The organism is Streptomyces jeddahensis, from assembly GCF_001642995.1.
In the GTDB taxonomy this organism is placed as follows: domain Bacteria; phylum Actinomycetota; class Actinomycetes; order Streptomycetales; family Streptomycetaceae; genus Streptomyces; species Streptomyces jeddahensis.
This window is the reverse complement of sequence record NZ_LOHS01000044.1, coordinates 16,501-38,945: the sequence shown is the minus strand read 5'-3', so window position 1 is coordinate 38,945 and position 22,445 is coordinate 16,501. Positions and strand designations below refer to the sequence as shown.

The 22,445-nt window shown below is 69.6% G+C and carries 19 protein-coding genes; 15 read left to right on the top strand and 4 right to left on the bottom strand.

The window, feature by feature from the left end:
• The 3 genes from STSP_RS06145 to fdhD form a co-directional block, all read left to right on the top strand.
• Nucleotides 1-1,315, top strand: a 1,315-nt coding sequence (locus tag STSP_RS06145) for a complex I 51 kDa subunit family protein (RefSeq protein ID WP_067273138.1), incomplete at its 5' end; no start/stop codon positions are given.
• A gap of 58 nt (nt 1,316-1,373) precedes the next feature.
• Nucleotides 1,374-2,234: a 2Fe-2S iron-sulfur cluster-binding protein gene (locus tag STSP_RS06140; RefSeq protein WP_067273130.1), complete on the top strand. Its 861-nt coding sequence runs from the start codon at nt 1,374-1,376 to the stop codon at nt 2,232-2,234.
• A gap of 38 nt (nt 2,235-2,272) precedes the next feature.
• A complete protein-coding gene (fdhD, locus tag STSP_RS06135; RefSeq protein ID WP_067273127.1) occupies nt 2,273-3,136 on the top strand; it encodes a formate dehydrogenase accessory sulfurtransferase FdhD in 864 nt (287 codons plus the stop codon).
• 344 nt (nt 3,137-3,480) lie between these two features.
• Here the strand turns inward: fdhD and STSP_RS06130 are convergent, their stop codons facing one another.
• Nucleotides 3,481-4,497, bottom strand: coding sequence for a LacI family DNA-binding transcriptional regulator (locus tag STSP_RS06130; protein WP_067273123.1), 1,017 nt, complete (start codon nt 4,495-4,497; stop codon nt 3,481-3,483).
• Between the two features lie 287 nt (nt 4,498-4,784).
• Between STSP_RS06130 and STSP_RS06125 the strand changes: the two genes are divergently transcribed.
• The 4 genes from STSP_RS06125 (at nt 4,785) to STSP_RS06110 (ending at nt 9,671) form a co-directional block, all read left to right on the top strand.
• On the top strand, nt 4,785-6,095 hold the full coding sequence (locus STSP_RS06125) for an ABC transporter substrate-binding protein (protein WP_067273120.1): 1,311 nt from the start codon (nt 4,785-4,787) through the stop codon (nt 6,093-6,095).
• 95 nt (nt 6,096-6,190) lie between these two features.
• On the top strand, nt 6,191-7,186 hold the full coding sequence (locus tag STSP_RS06120; RefSeq protein ID WP_067273118.1) for a carbohydrate ABC transporter permease: 996 nt from the start codon (nt 6,191-6,193) through the stop codon (nt 7,184-7,186).
• A gap of 13 nt (nt 7,187-7,199) precedes the next feature.
• A complete protein-coding gene (locus STSP_RS06115; RefSeq protein WP_067273115.1) occupies nt 7,200-8,132 on the top strand; it encodes a carbohydrate ABC transporter permease in 933 nt (310 codons plus the stop codon).
• Nucleotides 8,133-8,210: 78 nt separating this feature from the next.
• A complete protein-coding gene (locus tag STSP_RS06110) occupies nt 8,211-9,671 on the top strand; it encodes a GH1 family beta-glucosidase (protein ID WP_067273112.1) in 1,461 nt (486 codons plus the stop codon).
• Nucleotides 9,672-9,829: 158 nt separating this feature from the next.
• On the opposite strand, the gene STSP_RS06105 is transcribed toward STSP_RS06110, so the two are convergent.
• Nucleotides 9,830-10,759, bottom strand: a complete 930-nt coding sequence (locus STSP_RS06105; RefSeq protein WP_067273109.1) for a sulfotransferase family protein — start codon at nt 10,757-10,759, stop codon at nt 9,830-9,832.
• Between the two features lie 623 nt (nt 10,760-11,382).
• Between STSP_RS06105 and STSP_RS06100 the strand changes: the two genes are divergently transcribed.
• A complete protein-coding gene (locus STSP_RS06100) occupies nt 11,383-13,284 on the top strand; it encodes a sialidase family protein (protein ID WP_067273107.1) in 1,902 nt (633 codons plus the stop codon).
• Nucleotides 13,285-13,315: 31 nt separating this feature from the next.
• Here the strand turns inward: STSP_RS06100 and STSP_RS06095 are convergent, their stop codons facing one another.
• A complete protein-coding gene (locus tag STSP_RS06095) occupies nt 13,316-14,356 on the bottom strand; it encodes a bile acid:sodium symporter family protein (protein WP_078066926.1) in 1,041 nt (346 codons plus the stop codon).
• 165 nt (nt 14,357-14,521) lie between these two features.
• Here STSP_RS06095 and STSP_RS06090 point away from each other — a divergent pair, with 165 nt between their 5' ends.
• Nucleotides 14,522-15,391 carry a LysR substrate-binding domain-containing protein gene (locus STSP_RS06090; RefSeq protein ID WP_067273104.1) on the top strand — a complete coding sequence of 290 codons (870 nt, stop codon included), beginning with the start codon at nt 14,522-14,524 and terminating at the stop codon, nt 15,389-15,391.
• 123 nt (nt 15,392-15,514) lie between these two features.
• Here the strand turns inward: STSP_RS06090 and STSP_RS06085 are convergent, their stop codons facing one another.
• The gene (locus STSP_RS06085) at nt 15,515-16,285 is read right to left on the bottom strand and encodes a TetR/AcrR family transcriptional regulator (protein ID WP_067273101.1); all 771 of its coding nucleotides are present in this window, start codon (nt 16,283-16,285) and stop codon (nt 15,515-15,517) included.
• Nucleotides 16,286-16,402: 117 nt separating this feature from the next.
• Between STSP_RS06085 and STSP_RS06080 the strand changes: the two genes are divergently transcribed.
• From STSP_RS06080 to STSP_RS06060, 6 genes are all read left to right on the top strand, one after another.
• On the top strand, nt 16,403-17,137 hold the full coding sequence (locus STSP_RS06080; RefSeq protein WP_067273099.1) for an SDR family oxidoreductase: 735 nt from the start codon (nt 16,403-16,405) through the stop codon (nt 17,135-17,137).
• A gap of 130 nt (nt 17,138-17,267) precedes the next feature.
• The gene (locus STSP_RS40720) at nt 17,268-17,390 is read left to right on the top strand and encodes a hypothetical protein (RefSeq protein ID WP_269801027.1); all 123 of its coding nucleotides are present in this window, start codon (nt 17,268-17,270) and stop codon (nt 17,388-17,390) included.
• Between the two features lie 42 nt (nt 17,391-17,432).
• Nucleotides 17,433-17,717 carry a DUF1097 family protein gene (locus STSP_RS36695; RefSeq protein WP_232789539.1) on the top strand — a complete coding sequence of 95 codons (285 nt, stop codon included), beginning with the start codon at nt 17,433-17,435 and terminating at the stop codon, nt 17,715-17,717.
• Between the two features lie 459 nt (nt 17,718-18,176).
• Nucleotides 18,177-19,142, top strand: a complete 966-nt coding sequence (locus tag STSP_RS06070) for a PQQ-dependent sugar dehydrogenase (RefSeq protein WP_232789538.1) — start codon at nt 18,177-18,179, stop codon at nt 19,140-19,142.
• Between the two features lie 36 nt (nt 19,143-19,178).
• A complete protein-coding gene (locus STSP_RS06065) occupies nt 19,179-20,072 on the top strand; it encodes an SDR family NAD(P)-dependent oxidoreductase (protein ID WP_067273094.1) in 894 nt (297 codons plus the stop codon).
• 457 nt (nt 20,073-20,529) lie between these two features.
• Complete coding sequence (locus STSP_RS06060; RefSeq protein ID WP_067273080.1) at nt 20,530-22,356, top strand: AMP-dependent synthetase/ligase; 1,827 nt, start codon at nt 20,530-20,532, stop codon at nt 22,354-22,356.
• Nucleotides 22,357-22,445: the final 89 nt, after the last annotated feature.

The following is a 22,445-nucleotide window of genomic DNA, read 5'->3' as shown; positions in this document are numbered from 1 at the left end:
CCCCGCCACCATCGCCTCCGCCGTAGCCGCCGCTCAAAACCCGGAAGCCGCCGCCGCCGGACCCCCCGCCGCCATGGCCGTCCCCCAGGCCGGCCACCCCGACCTGATCCTCCTCCGCCGCATAGGCACAGTAGACCCGTACTCGCTGGACGACTACCGCGCCCACGCCGGCTACGAAGCCCTACGCCGGGCCTTCGCCATCGGCCCGGCAGGCGTGATCCGCGAAGTCACCGACGCAGGCCTCGTCGGCCGAGGCGGCGCCGCCTTCCCCACCGGCGTGAAGTGGCAGGCCACGGCCTCCCAGCCCGACCACCCCCACTACCTCGTCTGCAACGCCGACGAATCCGAACCCGGCACCTTCAAGGACCGGGTGATCATGGAGGGCGACCCGTACGCCCTCATCGAGACGATGACGATCGCGGGCTACGCGGTCGGCGCGCACAGGGGCTACCTGTACCTCCGCGGCGAGTACCCACGCGCCCTGCACAGGCTGACCCACGCCATCGAGCAGGCACGCGCGCGTGGCCTCCTCGGCGACGACGTCCTCGGCCAGGGCTACGCCTTCGACATCGAGATCCGCCGTGGCGCGGGCGCGTACATCTGCGGTGAGGAGACGGCCCTGTTCAACTCCATCGAGGGGTACAGGGGAGAACCCCGCTCAAAGCCCCCGTTCCCCGTCGAGGAGGGCCTGTTCGGCAAGCCGACGGCCGCGAACAATGTCGAGACCCTCGTGAACGTCCTGCCGATCCTGACGATGGGCGCCCAGGCGTACGCGGCGATCGGCACAGCGAAATCGACGGGCCCCAAGCTGTTCTGCGTCTCCGGCAGCGTCGAGCGCCCCGGCATCTACGAGCTGCCGTTCGGCGCCACGCTCGGCGACCTCCTGACCCTGGCGGGCAAGCGGGACAACCTCCGGGCGGTGCTGCTGGGCGGCGCCGCAGGCGGCTTCGTACGCACCGACGAGCTGGACATCCCGCTCACCTTCGAGGGCACCCGGGAGGCCGGTACGACGCTCGGATCCGGTGTCGTCCTGGCGCTGGACGACACCGTCCCGCTCCCGCGGATCCTGCTCCGCATCGCGGAGTTCTTCCGCGACGAGTCGTGCGGCCAGTGCGTTCCGTGCCGCGTGGGCACCGTCCGCCAGGAGGAGGCGCTGCACCGGATCGCGGAACGCACGGGTGCCGCCGCGGCCGACGACATCGCGCTGCTGCGCGAGGTGGGCCGCGCCATGCGGGACGCCTCGATCTGCGGTCTGGGCCAGACGGCCTGGAACGCCGTGGAGTCGGCCATCGACCGCCTTGGGGCGTACGAATGACCGCCCTGGAAGCCCTGCAAGCCGTGGAATCCGCCATCGACCACCTGGGGGCGTACACATGACCGCGATACCGCTGGGCCCGCCACGCCGCCTCGTGGAGTTCACCCTCGACGGGCAGGAGGCCCGGGTCCCCGAGGGCTCGACGATCCTCGACGCCTGCCGAGCCGCCGGCAAGGACATCCCCACCCTCTGCCAGGGCGACACGCTGACCCCCAAGAACGCGTGCCGCGTATGCGTTGTCGAGGTGGAGGGCGCCCGCACCCTCGCCCCGGCCTGCTCGCGCAAGGCCGAGCCGGGCATGGAGGTGCACACCGACACCGAACGCGCCCGCCACAGCCGCAAGATCGTCCTCGAACTCCTCGCCTCATCGGTCGACTTGTCGACGACACCGAAGGTCGCCGAATGGATCAAGGAGTACGAGGCGAAACCGGACCGCTTCGGCCCGGACGCGGCCCGCCTCAACGAGGAACCGAAGATCGACAACGATCTGTACGTGCGCGATTACGACAAGTGCATCCTCTGCTACAAGTGCGTGGACGCCTGCGGCGACCAGTGGCAGAACACCTTCGCGATCTCCGTCTCGGGCCGCGGCTTCGACGCCCGGATCGCCGTGGAGCACGACGCCCCGCTGACCGACTCGGCGTGCGTGTACTGCGGCAACTGCATCGAGGTGTGCCCGACGGGAGCCCTATCGTTCAAGTCGGAGTTCGACATGCGGGCGGCGGGTACCTGGGACGAGTCAGCCCAGACGCAGACGACCACCGTGTGCGCGTACTGCGGAGTGGGCTGCAACCTTACGTTGCACGTGCAGGACAATGAGATCGTGAAGGTAACCTCGCCGCACGACAACCCGGTGACCCACGGCAACCTCTGTATCAAGGGCCGCTTCGGCTACCAGCACGTACAGAACCGGGACTGATCGGGACTGATCCGGCACTGATCGGGGCTGATGGAGACATGGGACGCGTCACCGAACGACGGCGGGTGATCCGGATCCGGGACGGGGCCGTGAGCACCCGCCCGGACACACTCGTCGCCGAGGAACCCCTCGAGATCCGGCTGAACGGCAAGCCCCTCGCCATCACCATGCGCACCCCGGGCGACGACTTCGCGCTCGCGGCGGGCTTCCTGGTGAGCGAGGGCGTGCTGGGCACGACGGCCGAGCTGCAGAACATCGTCTACTGCGCGGGAGCCACGCAGGACGGCTCGAACACGTACAACGTGGTGGATGTGAAGCTGGCGCCGGGCGTGGCCGTCCCCGACATCACCCTCGAACGCAACGTCTACACCACCTCCTCCTGCGGCCTGTGCGGCAAGGCGAGCCTGGACGCGGTGCGGACCACCGCCCGCTGGCCCATCGACGACGCAGGCGACAGCGGCGCTCCCCCGGTCCGGCTCGAACCCGAGCTGCTCGCGAGCCTCCCCGACCGGCTGCGCGCCGCTCAGCGGGTCTTCGACCGGACCGGGGGCCTGCACGCGGCCGCGCTCTTCACGGAGGACGGCGAGCTCCTTGACATACGTGAGGACGTGGGCCGCCACAACGCCGTCGACAAGCTGGTCGGGCGCGCCCTGCAGAACGGCGGCCTGCCCCTGTCCCGCACGATCCTCCTAGTCTCCGGACGGGCGTCTTTCGAGCTCGCGCAGAAGGCCGTGATGGCGGGCATCCCGGTCCTGGCCGCGGTCTCCGCCCCCTCCTCGCTCGCCGTCGACCTCGCCGCCGAGACCGGGCTGACGCTGGTCGGCTTCCTGCGGGGCTCCTCCATGAACGTGTACGCGGGTGAGCACCGCATCGCCCTGCGGGCCGCGGCCGCCCAGGGCTGACCGGCTCCCCGCTGCACGGCGCCGGGGCCCGGCCGACGGGGAGCGCCCCCTGCGCCGGCCGGGCCTCGCCACGCCCGGTTCGCTGTTGCGAGCGACACGCGCACTGTTGTGAGCAACACGTGCACCTCCGGTGTCGGCTGACGTGCCTTCCTTCCCGAGTGCACCGCTGTGGGGAGGACGGCCCGAACGCCCGGTCCTCGACCCACCTTGACGTCGGCGAGCACCCGGGTCGGCGGGGCCGCGCACAGTCACTCGTGCTCAGCAGCGGCAGAGAAGCCGCCCGCAGGGGCGGTCGGCTCGTCCACCCGGCGGGAGGCACCGTCGTCCCGGTCGGACCGTTCGGCTCACGACGACTCGCGCACCACAAGCTGAGTGGGCAGCACAACGTGCCGACGCGGCGCTTCGGAGTCGTTGATCTCCTCCAGGAGGAGGTGGGCGATGGTGCTGCCGATCTCCTCGACGGGCTGGCGCACGCTGGTGAGGGGCGGGTAGCTGTGGCGGGCGATGATGGAGTCGTCGAAGCCGACCACGGCCACGTCGTCCGGGATGCGGCGCCTGGCCCGGCGCAGTTCCAGCATGGCGCCGACGGCCATGACGTCGGACGCCACGAACACGGCGTCCAGATCCGGGGCATGTTCGAGAAGTGAACGCATGGCGATCCCGCCTCCCTCCTCGGTGAAGTCGCCCGTGGCCACGAGCTCATCCCCGGCCGGACGGCCCGCTTCCGTAAGGGCCTCCCGCCAGCCCTGAAGCCTGCTGCGAGCCACGTCCATGTCCAGCGGCCCGGTGATCGTGGCCACCTTCGAGCGTCCACGTGACAGCAGGTGGCGAACGGCTGCCGCTGCCCCGCCCGTATTGTCCGAGTGGACGTGGGTCAGCGACTCGCGGGGGCCGCGGCGACCGGCCAGGACGGTGGGCAGCCCCAAGTCCTCGAGGAGCCCGGGCAAGGGATCGTGCTCGTGTACGGATACCAGGAGCACACCGTCCACGCGGCGCTCCGCGACCGACTCGGTGAGCTGGTCGCGTTCCTGCTGGTCACGGACGAGCACGAGCTGCAGCTGCGTCCTGGTCTCGGCGAGGGCGGCGCTGGCACCGCGGATGACCGCCGAGAAGTACGGTTCCGAGCCGAGGCGGCTTTCCGACTCGGGTATGACCAGGGCCACCGAGTTGGTCTTGCTCGTCACGAGGCCTCGGGCCACGGAGTTGGGGACGTACTGGAGTTCGGCGATGGCGGCCAGTACAGCGGCCCTGGCCTTCTCACTGACGAGTTCAGAGCCGTTGATGACTCGTGAAACGGTGGTCCGCCCGACCCCGGCGCGCGCGGCCACGGTCTTGATGGTCGGCCGCTGCCTTCCCCCCATGGCTCCTCCCTCGCCGCCGTGCCGTGGGGACGGCGTTCAGCTGGGCATTGTGCCAGACGCGTGACGGGGTTCCGTCACCCTTGGCGGCAAGGCTCAGCCTACATCTTCTGAAAGAAAGTCAGTTCTTCTCCTTGACACGGGAGTTGAGTGACGGAGACGCTTCGGGAACCTTGGTGGGCACGTTCCCATCCACGTTTGGGAACGTACCCAGTAGAGAAATCGGGCCGCTGAGCGGGCCGTAACGGCTGGTAGTTCCGGCGCGTCGACGCCGCCGCTAGGAGGACGGAATGAGCAGGGTCCGCAGGCAGTTGCGTACAAAAGTCGTGGGGGCAGTCTCGGCTGTGACGGCCCTGGGCATGGTCGTGGGCTGCAGTGGAGGCAGCGACACGGGGACCGGCGGGGGCCGGAAGGACGGCAAGGTCACCATCACCATGGGGCTCTTCGGCGTCATGGGCTTCAAGGAGACCGGACTCCTCGAGAAGTACATGAAGCTGCACCCGGACATCGTCATCAAGGCGGATGTCGCCGGTGACGAGCAGACCTACTACACCGCCCTCCAGACGCACCTGGCCGCCGGCAGCGGCCTGAAGGACATCCAGGGCATAGAGATCGGCCGCGCCAAGGAACTGGTCGACACGCAGAAGGACAAGTTCGTCGACCTCTCGGACGTCTCCGGAACCGACCACTTCCTGCCCTGGAAGCTCAGCCAGGTCACCGCACCGGACAAGAAGGTGATCGGGCTCGGCACGGACATCGGCCCGATGGCGGTCTGCTACCGCAAGGACTTCTTCGAGGAGGCAGGGCTGCCCACCGACCGCGACGAGGTCGCGAAGCTCTGGGAGGGCGACTGGTCGAAGTACGTCGAGGCGGGCAAGCGCTTCAAGAAGAACACCAAGAGCAAGGTCGCCTTCATGGACAGCTCCAGCGGCCTGTTCAACGCCATGATCTACGGCAGTTCGGAGCAGTTCTACGACAAGAGCGGCGAGCTCATCTACGCGAAGAACCCGGTGGTGAAGGATGCCTGGGGCCTGGCGTCCGATGCGGCCACGTCTGGCCTGACCGCCAAGCTCCGGCAGTTCCAGCCCGGTTGGGACCCCGGCCTCGCCAACAGCACGTTCGCCAGCACGGTCTGCCCCGCCTGGATGCTCGCCCACATCAGCGAGAAGGCCGGGCCGAAGAACAAGGGCAAGTGGGACGTGGCCAAGGCACCACAGGGCGCCAACTGGGGTGGAGCGTTCCTCGGCGTCATGGAGCAGAGCCCGGTCAAGAAGGAGGCGAAGGAACTCGTCGCCTGGCTCACGGCACCGGAGCAGCAGGCCTACATCTTCGAGAAGCTCGGCAACTTCCCGTCGTCCGAGGACGCGTTGAAGATCCCCGAAGTGGCCGACGGGAAGTCCGACTACTTCAGCGGCGCGCCCATCGGCGAGATCTTCGGCACGGCGGCCCAGGAGATCCCGGACGAGCAGGTGCTCGGCCGTAAGGACGGCACCATCAAGGACATCTTCTCGCAGGGACTGACGCTGATCGAGGCGCAGAACAAGAGCCCCGAAGAGGCCTGGAAGACCTCGGTCGAACGTGTCGAGAAGGCCGCCGGCTGAGCGTTCCGACCTTAGCCGCAGGCGCCCGGCGACGCGCATCCCGCGTGGCCGCCGGGCCATCGGCCCCACCCGCTTCGAAGGAAGGATGCCTTCCGGTGGCCACCTCCACCTCGACGCCGCAGGGCGGTGCCCTCGGTACCGCTCCCCCGGCCGGGAACCGCGCGAGCGGGGACCGCCAGGGTCGGCGGAACCTGCTGCACCGCCTCGACCTGCGCGGGGCGCCGTACGCGTTCGTCGCCCCGTTCTTCGTGGTCTTCGCGGCCTTCAGCTTCTACCCGCTGATCTACACGTCCTGGATCTCGCTCCATCGCGTCGAGATGTCGTCGCTGAACCTGATGGAGTGGGTCGCGTTCGACAACTACACGGCCCTGTGGCACGACGACCGCTTCTGGAACGCGCTGGCCAACACCATCACCATCGGTGTGATCTCCACCGTGCCGCAGCTGATGATGGCCCTGGGCCTCGCTCATCTGCTCAACTACAAGCTGCGCGGTTCGACGTTCTTCCGCGTCGCGGCCCTGACTCCGTACGCGACGTCGGTCGGGGCCGCGGCCCTCGTGTTCACGATGCTCTTCGAGCGCGACTTCGGCATGATCAACTGGATGCTGAGCCTGGTCGGCGTGGACCACGTCGACTGGGAGAACAACAAGTGGGCCGCGCAGACGGCGATCTCCACGATCGTGATCTGGCGCTGGACCGGCTACAACGCCCTGCTCTACCTCGCGGCCATGCAGGCCGTCCCGCGGGACCGTTACGAGGCGGCCGCCATCGACGGCGCCTCCCGCTGGCAGCAGTTCCTCCAGGTCACCGTGCCGGGTATCCGCTCGACCATCGTCTTCACCATCGTGCTGTCCACGATCGGCGCAACCCAGCTCTTCGGTGAGCCGCTGATCTTCGGCCAGGGTCCCAACGGCATCACGGGCGGTGCGGACAACCAGTACCAGACGCTGGGTCTGCTGCTGTACGAGGAGGGCTGGAAGAACTACCAGATGGGACGGGCCGCCACCGTCGCCTGGGCCATGTTCCTGCTGCTCATCCTCGTCTTCGTCGTCCAGCGAGTCCTCAAGCGCGCCCTGTCGCGCAGGTCCTGACCAGGAGACCTCCATGACTACTGACAGCCTCCCGGTCCGGACGGCGGACGCACGCCCCCGTCCCGCGTCCGACGGCACGCCGTCCGGCCGTCGCCGCCCGCGTCTGTCGCTGCGTCAGCAGGCCGGCCGCCAGCACCACGCGGGGCCCGTCACCTACGTGCTGCTCGGCCTGGCCGCGCTGTTCTCCCTCTTCCCGCTCTACTTCACGATGGTGGCGGCGTCGAGCGACAACACACGCGTGACGCAGACGCCCCCGCCCTTCCTGCCGGGCCCCAACCTGTTCGAGAACCTGGGCAAGGCCTGGCAGGACGCAGCACTCGGCAAGGCCATGGTCAACAGCCTCATCGTGGCCGGGGTGATCGCCCTGTCCACCGTGCTGTTCGCCACGCTGGCCGGGTTCGCCTTCGCCAAGCTGCGCTTCAGGGGCCGCAACATCCTGCTGATGCTGGTGATCGGGACGATGATGATCCCGCCCCAGCTCGGTGTCGTGCCGTTGTTCATGATGATGGCGGAGCTGGGGTGGGGGCAGAAGCTGCCCGCCGTCATCTTCCCCACACTCGTCAGCGCGGTCGGCGTGTTCTTCATGCGGCAGTACCTCTCCGAAGCCCTGCCCGACGAACTGGTCGAGGCGGGCCGCGTGGACGGCGCGCACTCGCTGCGCATCTTCTGGAGCATCGTGCTGCCCGTGGCACGGCCGGCCATGGCCGTGCTGTTCATGATCACGTTTGTGCATGCGTGGAACGACTTCTTCTGGCCGTACATCGTGCTGGACATGAGCAACCCGACGGTCCCCGTCGCCCTCACGCAGCTCAGCGCGGGGTACGTACGCGACCAGTCGCTGATCATGGCCGGTGCCTTGCTCGGCACCCTGCCCCTCCTCGCCATGTTCGTCGTCTTCGGACGCCAGATCGTCGGCGGGATCATGCAGGGCGCGGTCAAGGGCTGAGCCCGTCCGAATCGCCGCGGACGCCCTCCGATCCACGCGTCTCGCCTCCCTCTCACCACCTCTACCGGAAGGACCTCCGTGACCACCGCGCCACGACCTGCCGAGCCCGCCCCGCAGAACGCCGCCGCCCGTACGTTTCCCCTGGGATTCACCTGGGGGACGGCGACCGCCGCCTATCAGATCGAGGGCGCCGCCACCGAGGACGGCCGCACCCCCTCCATCTGGGACACCTACTCCCACACTCCCGGCAGGGTTCGCAACGGCGACACCGGGGACGTGGCCTGCAACCACTACCACCGCTGGCGCGAGGACGTCCGCATCATGGCCGAACTCGGTGTGAGCGCCTACCGCTTCTCACTGTCCTGGTCGCGGGTGCAGCCGACCGGTCGCGGCCCCGCGGTCCAAAAGGGCCTCGACTTCTACCGCCGGCTGACCGACGCCCTGCTCGACAAGGGCATCCAGCCCGTCGTCACCCTCTACCACTGGGACCTCCCCCAGGAGCTCGAGGACGCCGGCGGCTGGCCGGAGCGGGTCACCGCCGACCGGTTCGCCGAGTACGCCTCGCTGGCCGCGCAAGCGCTCGGGGACAGGGTCAGGACCTGGACGACCCTCAACGAGCCCTGGTGCAGCGCCTTCCTGGGATACGGGTCGGGGGTGCACGCGCCCGGACGCACCGATCCGGTGGCGGCTCTGCGCGCGGCGCACTATCTCAACCTCGCGCACGGCAAGGCGGTTCAAGCGTTGCGCGCGGAGCTCCCCGCCACTGCACAGACGTCGATCACCCTCAACATCCACCACGTCCGCTCCCTCACCGACAGCGCGGAGGACAAGGAGGCGGCCCGCCGCATCGACGCGCTGGGCAATCGGATCTTCACCGGCCCGCAGTTGGAAGGCCGTTACCCGGAGGACCTCCTTAAGGACACCGCCCGCCTCACCGACTGGTCCTTCGTGCACGACGGAGACACCGCCCAGATCCACCAGCCCCTGGACTTCCTGGGCGTCAACTACTACACACCCACCCTCGTGTCGGCCGCGACCGGCGAGGGCAGCCACGGTGCCGACGGCCACGGCCGCAGCGACCACAGCCCCTGGCCCGGCGCCGACGACGTGGCTTTCCACCGCCCGCCGGGCGACACGACGGCGATGGACTGGGCGGTGGACCCCAGTGGTCTGTACGACCTGCTGCTGCGGCTGAAGGCCGACTTCCCCGGACTCCCGCTGATGATCACCGAGAACGGCGCGGCCTTCGACGACTACGTCGACCCGACGGGCCGCGTCGTCGACCCGGACCGTATCGCGTATCTGCGGGGCCACCTCACGGCCGTGCACCGGGCGATCGAGGCGGGCGTCGACGTCCGCGGCTACTTCCTGTGGTCCCTGCTGGACAACTTCGAGTGGGGCTACGGCTACAGCAAGCGGTTCGGCGCCGTCTACGTCGACTACCCGACCGGGAAGCGCATCCCCAAGGCCAGCGCCGCATGGTATGCCGACGTGGCCCGCACGGGCACCCTGCGGACCACGGACGGCGACGCCCGATGACGGGTTTCCGGGCCGTGGACGGCGACGCCCAGCGGCCGGGACGGACTGCCGAACGGGCGGACCGTCCCGGCCCCTGGGGCAGCGTTCCTGCGTGAGATGCGCGGACAGCCGGGCCGGGGACTTACGCCGCTTGTCCGCGGCCGGCTGCGCAGGCCGGCTCAGTGGAGGTGCTCTGCCGCGTCCGGTGTGAGGTAGCCCCAGGCCTCGGCGATCTCCTTGAGGCGCGGCGGCAGGTCTGCGCAGTCCTTGGCCGTACGGGCGGGCTGAATGCGCCCGGAGCGGATCTTCTCGCTCCAGTCACCGATGTGCGGCCGGAAGTCGCCGTGGTCCTTCGAGCCGTAGTCGAGCATCGCCTCGTCCCACTCGACGCCGAGGTAGGTACATATGCGACGGGTCTCGCGCTCGGGGTCGGCGGTGAGGTCCTCGTACGCGACCGTGACGCCGTCCAGGGCCTCCTGCGCCTCCTCCAGGCGCTCGGCGTACTGCAGGACCTCGGCGTGGATCGCGTCCCGGTCCGGGTCCCGGCGGCGGGCGGTGAGCGACTCCACGACGGCGGCCGGGTGGCGGATCAGGAAGATGTAGCGGGCTTCCGGCCAGGCACGGCGGAGCCGGGGCCACATCAGGGTGTTGGCTGGGGTCTTGTCGACGATGAGGTCCTTGCCGCTGCGCTCCAGCGCGTGGCACAGCACGCGGTCCCAGAGCATGTGCTCCAACTCCTCGCGGTCCAGGCCGAGTTCGCGCATGGCCGTGACGGTGAAGTCGCGGTCCTGGCGGACGTGGAGGGTGCGCAGGTGCATCTCGTGCGGCGCCCGGATCCGCGCGTGGCTGTTGAGCAGGACCCGCAGCAGCGTGGAGCCGGACCGTACGGAGGAGAGCAGGAACACCGGGGACTCGACGAGGCGGCGGGCGCGTTCCACCGGCGGGCCGTCGGGGCCGGAATCAGGCTGGGCGGGAATCCCGTCGAGTCCCCGCTCCGGGGCGGGCCTGGGAGCCGGCGGCTTGCCGGCCGGCGGCTTGAGCGCCTCGCCCAGCAGTCTGCCTCTGCGCCGCAGCCCCTTGCGTACGGCATCCCAACGGGGGTCCTGCACGGTGGTGCCACCTTTCCCTGATCATGATCCCTCGGCCCCTGGCCCCACTGCCACCTCGGCCGTTCCCCCGTTCGGGACACCTCATTGGATCGAAGAGAATGCCGGGTTAACCCCAGGCGAATCGAAGACGGCACATCGCGCACACAGGCGGCGGGCCCGGGTGCCCGCCGTCGGCGGTGGGCGCGTCGGAGCGTTCGCGACCTCACGCCCGTCGCGGTTCGCCACCTGCCGGTGCGTGGGTCGGGGCCGCGCCGGGATGTACGTCCTCGGTCTGGCGCCAGGCCGTACGTCGTCGGGCGAGCCCGGAGTTTGCGCCAGCCGCTGCGGAGCCGCTCCCGTTGTGGGCAATCGTTCCGCAGGGCTGGGGGCACCTCCCAGCGGTAGCTGGGGGAGGGTGGGCACAACCCACGACGGCGGGCGCCCCTGGCCCAGTACCCGCACCCCGTAAGGGGGACCCCGACGCACGATGCATCGTCCGGAGTACACCCGGCCGCTGACGTTTCGTCAGCGAACGGGTGCAAACTGACGCACGGTTCTTGTGAGGCATGAAGACGTCCAAGTAGCTTCTATAGGGCGCACGTTGGACGTGGGATGTCCATATGACATGAAGGGCAGGTCGCTGCATGCCGTCAGATGTCCGTGTACGCCTCAGATCGCTCCGTGTCCTCGTCGTCGCCCTGTCGGCCCTCGCCGTCGCCGCGATCCCCGTACCGGGGAACGCGCAGGCGGGCTCGGCGGAAGCCGCGGCCGCCGGCTTCGAGCAGCAGGTGCTCTTCAAGGCCTCGCAGGATCCCGGCTATGCGTGCTTCCGGATCCCGGCCGTCGTGAAGACCACGAAGGGCACGCTCGTCGCCTTCGCCGAGGGCCGGGTGAACGACTGCAGCGACGCCGGCGACATAGACCTCGTGGTCAAGCGCTCCACGGACGGCGGCCGCACCTGGGGGCCGCTGCAGGTCATCAACGAGGGCGCGGGCGACACCCACGGCAACCCGGCGCCCGTCGTGGACCGCAGGACCGGCCGGATCGTCGTCGCCGAGACGTACAACACGGGCCGCACGGACGGCCGCAACTGCTCCGTGCCGTGCGACCGCACGCCGCACATGCAGTACAGCGACGACGACGGCCTCACGTGGTCGGCCCCCCGCGACCTGAGCGACGAGATACTGCCGGACGACTGGAACTCCTGGTACGCGACGGGGCCGGTGCACGGCATCCAGCTGACCCACGGCAAGCACGCGGGCCGTCTGGTCTTCGGCGTCAACGCCGAGACGTGGAACGGCAGCCGCGTCACCGCCAACCACGCCGCGCTCATGGTCAGCGACGACGGCGGCGACCACTGGAGGATCGGCGCCCGGGACACCTGGCCGATCGCCGACGACGGCACGTTCCGCCAGAAGCCCTCCGAGATGACGCTCACCGAGCGCGCTGACGGCACCATCTACGTCAGCGGCCGCGAACAGGACGGCACCGACCTCGGCCACCGCACGCACACCGTGAGCCGCGACGGCGGCGACAGCTTCGCCACGCCGTTCCGCGACATCCCGGACCTCTACACCCCGCAGGTGCAGGGCTCCACGCTGCGGCTCGGCGACCGGATGCTGCTCGCCTGCCCCGGCGACCCGGACCGCCGCCGGACCATGATGATCCGCTCCTCCTACGACGGCGGCCGTACCTGGGACAGCGTCGACCGCGGCACGGTCGTGACCACCGACTGGTCCGGCTACTCGGACATGGTGCGGATCGACGACAGCACTGTGGGCCTCATGTACGAGGGCGGGGCTGTCGACGCGCGGGACGAGATCCGTTTCGCCCGGTTCACCGAGGACTGGCTGAAGCCGCGGCGCGGCCCCGACCCGACCACCGACGACCTGGCGCCGGGGGCCCGTCGCGCGGCCGTACTCGGGGGCGCGGAGGAGACGAAGGGCCGGTTCGGCGGCGCGGTCGGCTTCGACGGCGCGGACGACGCCGTACGACTTCCCTATCGCGACAGCCTCCCGCTCGGCAGCAGGGACTTCACCGCGTCCCTGTGGTTCCGCTACACCGCCACCAGCGGCGAGCAGCCGCTGCTGTGGATGGGCGGGGTCGGCACGACGCAGCCGCAGGTGTGGCTGCGCGGCGAGCCCGCGTCGGACCGCATCACCGGGCTGATCACCACGCGCAACGGCGCCGCGGCCCCGACGTCCGCTTCCGTGCGCACCACGGGCGCGTACAACGACGGCCAGTGGCACCATCTGGCGCTGCGCCGCGGCGGAGGGCAGCTGACGCTGTCCATCGACGGTACGCAGTTCAGCACCGCCGACGTACCGGGCTCCGTCAGCCGCAACTCGCCCTTCGGCGTGCACATCGGCCAGAAGCTCGACAGCCGGGCGTACTTCACCGGCGCGATCGACGACGTACGCGTCTACGACCGGGCGTTGAGCGATGCGGAGCTGGACGGACTGGGCACAGCCGGCTCCCGGGTGAGCCAGGCGACCCAGGACATGGTGCTGTGGCTGCCCATGGACGGCATCAGCGGCGACCGCTGAGCATTCAGGTGCGGCCGCTGTCGTCCGTATATCAGCCCGAGCGTGTCGCCGTACCGGCCGCGGTTCGCTGAACCGCGGCCGGCGGCGGCGTGGCGGCTGCCGCCTCCGGGTCCCGGACGCGGCGCCCCGCGATCACCGCGCAGACCATGAGCTGCATCTGGTGGAAGAGCATCAGCGGCAGCACGGCCAGCGAGGCATGCGCACCGAACAGCACGCTGGCCATGGGGAGCCCGGAGGCCAGGGACTTCTTGGAGCCCGCGAACTGGATCGCGATCCGGTCGGCCCGGTCGAAGCCGAGCCGCTTGCTGCCGTACCAGGTGAGCGCAAGCATCACCGCAAGCAGCACCGCCTCCACACCGAGCAGCGCGGCCAGCCGCAGCGGAGTCACCTGGTGCCAGATGCCCTGCACCATGCCCTCGCTGAAGGCCGTGTAGACGACGAGCAGGATCGAGGCGCGGTCGACCTGGCCGAGGACCTTCTTGTGCCGCGCGACGAATCCCCCGATCCAGCGGCGCAGGAGCTGCCCGGCCAGGAACGGCACCAGCAGCTGCAGCACGATCTTCAGCAGCGAGTCCGCCGAGAACCCACCGCCCGTGCTGCCGAGGAGCGCCGCCGCGAGCAGCGGCGTCAGGACGATTCCGGCGAGCGAGGAGAAGGATCCCGCGCAGATCGCGGCGGGCACGTTGCCGCGCGCGACCGAGGTGAAGGCGATGGACGACTGGACCGTCGACGGGACGAGCGTGAGGAACAGGAAGCCGCTGTAGAGGGCGGGCGTCAGTACGTACGGGACGAGCCCCTTGGCGGCGACGCCGAGCAGCGGGAAGACGACGAACGTGCAGGCGAGGATCGTGAGGTGGAGCCGCCAGTGCCGCAGCCCGTCGAGCGCCTCACGGGTGGACAGCCGCACGCCGTAGAGGAAGAACAGCAAGGCCACGGCGGCCGTGGAGGCGCCCGATGCGACATCGGCGGCGCTGCCCCGGGCGGGGAGGAGAGCGGCGACGCCCACCGTCCCGAGCAACGCCAGAATGTACGGGTCGATCGGCAGCCGGCTCGGCCACTTCAGGCGTTTCACGGTGCTCCATGTTCGCGGTGCTCGATGGGGTTCCCGCCACGCCCGTTCAGGCAGCGGGGGAGGGTCGTGCCCTCCCCATCTTCCTCTTGATCAGCGTGATCGGGAATCTGCTATACCGCTCTGACTGTCATCACGTATCGCGATGGGCAGCGCTAGGCTGGCCTCGTGTACGACCCGTCCCAGCTGCGTACGTTCCTGGCGGTGGCGCAGACGCTGAGCTTCACGCAGGCCGCCCGCCGGCTCGGGCTGCGCCAGTCCACGGTGAGCCAGCACGTGCGCCGTCTGGAGGGCGCCACGGGGCGGCAGCTGTTCAGCCGCGACACCCATTCCGTGGAGCTGACCGAGGACGGCGAGGCGATGCTCGGGTTCGCGCGCCGCATCCTCGAGGTCCACGAGCAGGCGTCGGCGTTCTTCACCGGCACGCGGCTGCGCGGCCGGCTACGCTTCGGCGCTTCCGAGGACTTCGTCCTCACCCGGCTCACGGAGATCCTGGAGTCCTTCCGCCACGAGCATCCGGAAGTCGATCTGGAGCTGACGGTCGAGCTGTCCGGCACGCTGCATGAGCAGCTCGCCGCCGGGAAGCTGGATCTCGTGCTCGCCAAGCGGCGCCCGGAGGACCCGCGTGGCGAGACCGTCCGGCACGACAAGCTGGTGTGGATCGGCTCTGAGCGGCTGCGTCTCGACCCGGACCGGCCGGTGCCGCTCATCGTGTACCCGCCGCCCGGCATCACCCGCGCCCTGGCCCTCGAGGCGCTGGAGCGGCAGGGCCGCGCCTGGCGCATCGTCTGCACGAGCGGCAGCCTCAACGGCCTGATCGCGGCCGCGCGTGCCGGGCTCGGCGTGATGGCCCACTCCCGCGGACTGATCCCGCCGGGCCTTGTCCGCGTCCCGGACCGGGCGGGCCTGCCGGAGCTGGGCGAGGTCGACTTCGTCCTGGTCCACGGCCGGCGGCGGCCCTCCGCGCAGGCCGCGGCGGACGCGCTGGCGGCGGCGATCCTGTCGGGCGGGGACCGGCTTCACCGGGAGCGCGGCTAGGCCGCGTTTCAGATATGGCGTAGCCAGTCCGGGATGGATCATCCACACTGGCAGCAGAATTCCGTCAGTCTGCAGTCAGAGTCGCCACAGTTGCGAGCGCGCCTCACGCGGCCTGACAGCCCGTTAGTCCGGAACCGCGTTGATGATCCGGTCGAGCCAGTCGCCCAGCAACTGACGTTCGGACGGGCTGAGGACCTTCACGTCGGCGAGAGCGGCCTTCAGGGCGACAGCGCTGGCTCCGACGCCGGCGTCGGCTCCTCTGGGTTGCGGTTGGTCCTTCGCTGCCCGGGGCGATCCTGTGCGACTCTCGTCCGCCGGTCGTCGATCGTCCCCGACCGGGGCGGGATGGGTGATCGCATGGATCACAGCCTCACGGGTGATCCGGGAAACTCCCATGTCGCGCTCCGTGTCCGGCGTAGCGATCAGGGTCAGCGTGGTGCCGCGACCGGCTGCATGGATTACCCGTGCTGCCCGCTCCTCGGAGATGCGCAGCTGACCGGCCAGGGCGACGCGGTGCACAAGTCCGGCGAGGATCTCTGCCGCGTGCTTGGCCCCCTCGGGTTCGGCGCCGGGCCGTGGGCTCCCGTAGATGAGCGAGTAGAGGGTGGGCTCGGCGAGCCCGAACCCGATGTGCAGGTCCCATCCGCGGCGCAGGTCCTCCACGGGGTCGCCGCTGGGCGGCATGTGCCGTTTGTCGGCCAGGTATGACTCGAGTCCTCGGCTGGCCACGGCGTCCAGCACGCCCTGCTTGTCTCCGAACAGTCGGTAGATGGTCGGGGCCTGTACGCCGGCCGCGCTGCAGAGCGCCCTGGTCGAGACTGCGTCCCTGCCTCCGCGGGTCAGCAGGTCCAGCGCGGCATCGAGGATGGCTTCCCGCTTGCTCGTGTTGATCACGAATCAATGCTAACAGCAGACCCAGCGCACCGCTAAAACACCGCTAACAAAGCTCTTGTTAGCGGTGCCCATTAAGTGCTAACGTTTAAGTGTTAGCAACGATCGAGGGGAATCCTTATGAATACCGCTTCACGCACTGCCGTCGTCACTGGGGGCTCCCGGGGTATCGGCCGCGCCGTCGCATCCCGGCTCGCCGCCGCGGGACAGGATGTCGCCGTCGTCTACGCGTCCAACACGAAGGAGGCAGAGGCTGCCGTCGGCGAGGTGGAGGCAGCCGGGGCCCGCGGGATCGCGCTGCGGGCCGATGTGGCCGATGAGGTGTCGATCGCCGCGGCCTTCGACGAAGTGGAGCAGCGCCTCGGTCCCATCGACGTCGTCGTCAACGCAGCGGGCGTGATGGCGTTGCGGCCGACCACTGAGCTGGAGCTGGCGGAGCTGGACCAGCTGCTGCGTACCAACGTGCGGGGCACGTTCGTCGTGGTGCGGGAGGCGGCTCGCCGCGTCCGCGCCGGCGGTGCCATCGTCGCCTTCTCCACCACCGTGACCCGCACACACCTGCCGTCCTACGGCGCCTACGCAGCGACCAAGGGGGCTGTGGAGGCCATGGTCCCCATCCTCGCCAAGGAGCTCGCCGGCCGGGACGTCACGGTCAACGCGGTGGCGCCGGGCCCGACTGCCACGGAGCTGTTCTTCGAGGGCAAGACGCAGGAGGTCATCGACCGGATCGCCGGCATGAGTCCCATGAAGCGGCTCGGTACCCCGCAAGACATCGCGGAGGCCGTCAGCTTCCTGGCCGGTCCCGGCCGGTGGGTCAACGGCCAGGTCGTGTTCGTCAACGGTGGCATCGCCTGACGGAACGGCATTCACATCCCGGCGGGAAGAGCCGGATCCACCGTGAAGGACGAACCCCATCGACCATGAGGAGGAGTTTCCGATGACGTCTCAAGAAATCGCCACTGAGCGCCCTGCCAACGGAAAATTCGTGGCTTTCACCACCATCGCGGCGGTCGTGGCGGCCGCAGCCGCCTTCAACAGTTCAACCCTCGGCCTGGAGCCCTGGGTCATGTTCGCCGGATGGGTGGCGTGGTTCACCCGGCCGACATGAGCCCGCCTCGGCGTCCACGCCGTCGTGTGCCTGTGGCTCGGCATGGTGCTCGCCGTGGTCGGCCACACAATCGTCGAGATGACCTCGCCTTTTGCGGGTGTCCTGGCGCTGCCGCTTGCGGTCTTCGTCCTGGCCTCGGTTGCGGTGGGCCTGCGCACCACACCCGTCCTCAACAACATGCTCGCCTGGTTCCTCGGCCTGGTCACCTTCTTCGCCGCGGAGCCGGAGGACGTACTCACCGGACTGCTCACGCTGGTTGCGGCGAGCGCCATGGGCGCCCTCGCCGGCTTCGTCTGCCAGCGCCTCCAGCACCGGTTCGCCACCTGAGCGCTCCGCGGGAAGTGCGTACCAAAGCCGCGGGCCGTCCGTGGCTGGTCGCTCCCCCACTCTCGGCTTCGCTCGAGCGGGGGGACCCCCATCGCGGCGGAGCCGCATATCGACGCAGCCCCGCGCCCCTTACGGGGCGCGGTACAGCACCGGACTTCGCCAATCTGCTTAGCCGGCCCGGCGGGACGGTACGCCGTTCCCGCCCCCCATCAACTTCCAGCCTCGGCCGCCCGGAAGGACAGATCAGCCATGGCAGAGATCCCACGGATTCCAGCGGTCGGACGCCGCCGCCGAAGCGCCGTCACAGCCCTCCTTTGCAACGTCGTCCTTCTGGCAGGGTGTACGACTTCGGAGCCGCATGAATCGCACTCGGCAGCCACGCCCCCCATGCGGTCTGTGCAGCCCGACGGTACGGATCGGCCCACTCACGGCCTGGTTCCCGGAGAGGTCACGGAGATCGTGAGCGGCCTGGACATGCCCTGGGGCCTGGCGTTCATTCCGGACGGCTCAGCGTTCGTGTCCGAGCGATCGTCGGGACGGATCCTGCACATACGGGAGGGCGAGGAGCCGGCGCTCGTCGGCAGGGTGCCCGGCGTCGAGGTGAGCGCCGAGGGCGGTCTCCTCGGGTTGGCCGCCTCGCCGTCATTCGACGAGGACCACACCATCTATGCGTATGTGTCATCCTCACCCACGAACCGCGTCGTGGCACTGCGCGTCGCCCGTGACCTGCGCTCCCTACGCCAGGACCGGGTTGTCCTCGATGGCATCGAAACCGCCGACCGCCACCACGGCGGGCGCCTGCGCTTCGGGCCGGACGGCAACCTCTGGATCGGCACCGGCGATGCCTTCTCGCCCGGGAACGCCGCCGCCGACGAGTCCCTGAACGGCAAAATCCTGCGGATCCGGCCGGACGGATCCGTGCCGCCGGACAACCCGTCCGGAACGGCCGTCTACTCCAGTGGCCACCGCAACGTACAGGGGATCGCGTTCGGTGCGGACGGCACTGCCTACGCGTCTGAACTCGGCCACCGCACCTGGGACGAGCTGAACGTCCTGCGCCAGGGGCGGGACTACGGGTGGCCCGAGTCCGAAGGAGTCCAGGGCGCGCACGGCGAGCGCCCGATCTTCGTCATCCACCCGGACGATGCGTCACCGTCGGGAATCGCCGTCGCCGGGGGCGCCGTGTGGATGGGTGCACTCGGGGGACAGAGGCTCTGGCGCCTCCCTGTCGACGGGCCTCGTGCGGCCGGTGACCCCGTCGCCTATTTCACCGAACGGTACGGACGAATCCGCACGGTGGAGCCGGCGCCCGACGGTTCTCTGTGGATCACGACGGCGAACACCGATGGAGCGACCTGGGGCGGAACCGACTCCCGGCCGGGCGACGACCGGATCCTTCGCGTCGAACTCGTCCCCGCGTCCTGACCGATCACAGCACATCCGACGAACGGAGAAACCGCCATGTCCACCGTCCTCATCACCGGAGCTGCTACCGGCATCGGCAACCACACTGCGCGAGCCCTCACCCGGGCCGGGCACACGGTGTGGGCCAGCATGCGCGACCCCGAGGGACACGACAACGTCCACCGCCAGGAACTGCTCGAGTTCGCCGCACAGCACGGTGGAGCACTACGGGTCGTCGCACTCGACGTCACCTCGCAGGAGTCGGCTGATGCGGCTGTTGCGGCCATCCTGCGAGACAGCGGCGACCTGGACGTCGTGGTGCAGAACGCGGGGCACCTTTACGTGGGGTACACCGAGGCGTTCAGCGCCGAGGACATCGCGCATCTCATCGACATCAACGTCATCGGGGCCCACCGGGTGAACCGGGCCGTTCTGCCACACCTGCGGAACCGCGGCACTGGCACACTGCTGTACGTCGGCAGCACCATCATCGTCACCACGCCGCCCTTCCTCGGTCCGTACGCGGCGTCAAAGGCGGCGTTCGACGTCCTTGCGGTGGCCACTTCGTACGAGGTGAACCCATTAGGAATCGAGACGTGCATCGTCATGCCCGGTGCGATCACGAAGGGCACCCAGCACTTTCCCGACGCCACTCGAGCCGCCGACGCGGCCGTCTCGGCCGCCTATGCGGAACTTGACCCGCTGGTGGCGCGCAACGAGGAGGTGACGTCGGCCCTCTTCGTCCCCGGTGTCGACCCGAGCCCCGTCGGCGTGGCCGACGAGATCACCCGGATTCTCTCCCTTCCCCACGGCGCCAAGCCTTTCCGCAGCGTCGTCGACTACACCGAAGCCGGCGTCGAGTCGGTCAACGAGGTTGCCCGCGAGACGCGTGAGAGGTTCGTCCAGCGCATGGGGTTCGGCGAGTTGCTGACTCCGCGCGCATCGCGCTGATGACCCCAGCGCCTGTCACGGATCCTCCGGGCCTGGCGGCCACACCCCAAGGCAGACCTGCCTTGGGGTGTGGGCTCGGATGGCTACCTCCGCGAGGTAGCCGTCTCGGTACGGGCAAGACAGCCTCATCATCTCGGTCTTCGACCAGGAGGACCGCGTCGGACGCCCCTTGGCCAGGGCGGCCGGGGACGCCAGGTCAGGGCCGGTCCCGCGGGCGGATCCGGATGCCATGCCCGAGTTCCGCGTGGCGTGAGCGCGTCGTACAGATTCCGTGGAGATTACGGCGACGGAGATCGCCGAGCGGTCATGATTCTGTCCCAGCCTCCCCCCATGTCGACCCATTTATCAGCCTGACCTGTGCATATGGCTCCCGGTCCGGCGAAACGTCACCCCTCCCGCGGTCTCCCGTCGTGAGGTACCGTCACCCGCGCTGTGCGGAGCGTCACAAGGAGCATCATTGCGCGAGTTCACCACCCCTCCATTGGCGCTGAAGCCGACGGTGGGCGGCTTGGCCGACGCCGTGTTCGACCATGCCGTCGAGGACCCGGCGCGCATCGCCCTCGGCCGCAAGGGGGAGGACGGACAGTGGCGTGACGTGACCGCCGCCGAGTTCCGCGACGAGGTGCTCGCACTCGCCAAGGGGCTGCTTGCGCAGGGCGTACGGTTCGGGGACCGCGTGGCGATCATGTCCCGTACCCGCTACGAGTGGACGCTCTTCGACTTCGCGCTGTGGACGATCGGTGCCCAGGTGGTGCCCGTCTATCCCACGTCCTCCGCCGAGCAGGTCTTCTGGATGATGCACGACGCCCAGGTGACCGCTGCCATGGTCGAACACGAGGACCACGCCATGACGGTCGGCTCGGTCATCGACCGGCTGCCGGGGCTGCACCGCCTGTGGCAGCTCGACGAGGACGCGGTGCAGGAGCTGTACGAGGCGGGCGCGCACCTCGACGACGATGTGGTGCACCGGCACCGGGCAGCGGTCACCCCGGAATCCGTCGCGACGGTCATCTACACCTCGGGCACCACCGGCCGCCCCAAGGGCTGCGTGATCAGCCACGGGAACTTCATGTTCGAGGCCGACACGGTGATCGAGCGCTGGGAGCCGGTGTTCCACTCCAAGCGCGGCGACGAGGCGGCCACGCTGCTGTTCCTGCCGCTCGCGCACGTCTTCGGCCGCATGGTGGAGGTCGCGGCGATACGCGGCCGGGTCAAGCTCGGCCACCAGCCGCAGCTCAACGCGGCCGCGCTGCTGCCCGACCTGGCCGCGTTCAGGCCGACGTTCATCCTGGCCGTGCCGTACATCTTCGAGAAGGTCTTCAACGCGGCGCGGCGCAAGGCCGAGAAGGACGGCAAGGCCGGGGCGTTCGACAAGGCGGTCGACGTCGCCGTGCGGTACGCGGACGCCGTGGAGGCCAAGGCGTTCGGCACCGGGCCCGGCCCGTCCGCCGCGCTGCGCATGCAGCATCAGCTCTTCGACAAGCTCGTCTACTCCAAGGTGCGCGACGCGATGGGCGGCCGGGTGCGGCACGCGATGTCCGGCGGCTCGGCGATGGACCGGCGGCTGGGACTGTTCTTCGCGGGGGCGGGCGTCCTCATCTACGAGGGGTACGGACTGACCGAGTCGACCGCTGCCGCGACAGCCAACCCGCCCGAGCGCACCCGCTACGGCACGGTCGGGCTGCCCATTCCCGGCACGACCGTGCACATCGCCGACGACGGCGAGATCTGGCTGCGCGGCGGGCAGGTCTTCCAGGGCTACCTCAACGACCCCAAGGCCACCGACGCGACCCTGCACGACGGCTGGCTGGCCACCGGCGACCTGGGTTCGCTCGACGAGGACGGCTACCTCACGATCAGCGGCCGCAAGAAGGAGATCCTGGTGACCTCCAGCGGCAAGAGCGTGTCACCGGCCGTCCTGGAGGAGCGGGTGCGCGACCATCCGCTGGTCGCGCAGTGCATCGTCGTCGGCAACGACCGCCCGTACATCGCGGCCCTCGTCACCCTCGATACGGAAGCCGTGGAGCACTGGCTGCAGATGCGCGGCAAGCCGACGCTGAAACCGGCCGAGCTGGTGCGCGACCCGGATCTCGAGACCGAGGTGCGGCGCGCGGTGGTGGCCGCCAACACGCTGGTCTCCCAGGCGGAGTCGATCCGCACCTTCCGGATACTGGCGCACCAGTTCACCGAGGAGCAGGGTCTGCTCACCCCCTCGCTGAAGCTGAAGCGGAAGGCGATCGAGCAGACGTACCAGACCGAGGTCGAGGCGCTGTACCAGACGTGAGCCGGGGCTTCGGCGGCGCGCACACCTCTCGGTACGGCCCTGCCGAGGACGGCAGCAGCTTCTGACGGTTCATCAATTACCGACGCATC